The sequence below is a fragment of the Bacillus sp. GMs2/2 genome (genome assembly GCF_050172095.1).
GTDB classification, from domain to species: Bacteria; Bacillota; Bacilli; order Bacillales; family Bacillaceae_G; genus Bacillus_A; species Bacillus_A cereus.
This window is the reverse complement of record NZ_JBNLYE010000761.1, coordinates 1-886: the sequence shown is the minus strand read 5'-3', so window position 1 is coordinate 886 and position 886 is coordinate 1. Positions and strand designations below refer to the sequence as shown.

Genomic DNA, 886 nt, shown 5'->3' with positions numbered 1-886 from the left:
GCGAATTCCATTGTATGTACCAAGGTGGTTACTTGATTTTTACTTGATTAAAAAGCATGACCACGAAAAATGCAATTTTTGTCATCATGCTATTGATAAGAAGGCAAATTACTGCCAATATTGTGGAACCCTTAACGGAATACTTTTATAGTATAGCAAACTATTATATTTAAAAAACAAGAAGGGATGGTAAAAGAAAATGACAGCAGAAGAATTATTTGAAGAAAAGAAATATTTAGTGATTGCAGCGATTAAACAACAATTTGGAAGTATTGCAAGAGCTGGACAGATTGCAGAAATAAACAATATGGATTTGGATGATTTAATTCAAGTTGGCCATCTGTATTTATGGGAGCATTGTGTAAATTATGATCCAGAGAGAGTAGATACATTCAATGCATATGTGATGAAAGGTATGAAATGGGCAATGAGTGATGAGCTTCACTTGAAAGGAACGCCTTTTAAGGTAAGTAGACGACTTAGTCATGAGGAACGGAATAAAATGAATATTCATTCGATTGATTTGCATCGAGATGAGGAAACAGTAAACGAATTTTATGCAGTGTCTCCTATCGATGTGGAAAAAGAAGCAATATTATCCATTGAGTTTGAAGAAGTGACGAGTGTACTTGAAGAAAAAGAAAAGTCAATTATTCTGCATGTCGGTGAAGGGTATACCACAGAAGAAATAGCTAGGAAATTAGAGATGAAAAAATCTACTGTTCATACAAGAAAAACACAGGCATTTTTAAAGATAAATCCAAATTATAAGCCGATGAAACAAAAATCCTTTTTCTTAGGCAAAAGGATGGTAAAGAGAAACCACCAGTTGGGGCTGGTGATTTAATAGAAACATATATGTTGTCCATCATAACATATGTTGCGC

General features: G+C 33.7%; 1 protein-coding gene. It reads left to right on the top strand.

Annotation, left to right across the window (positions count from 1 at the left end):
• Positions 1-199: 199 nt before the first annotated feature.
• Positions 200-847, top strand: coding sequence for a sigma-70 family RNA polymerase sigma factor (locus ACQGS6_RS29320; RefSeq protein ID WP_426966102.1), 648 nt, complete (start codon positions 200-202; stop codon positions 845-847).
• Positions 848-886 lie beyond the last annotated feature (39 nt).

Coding starts and splice junctions, on each gene's coding strand:
- ACQGS6_RS29320 (WP_426966102.1), top strand. CDS start 200: ATGACAGCAGAAGAATTATTTGAAGAAAAGAAATATTTAGTGATTGCA.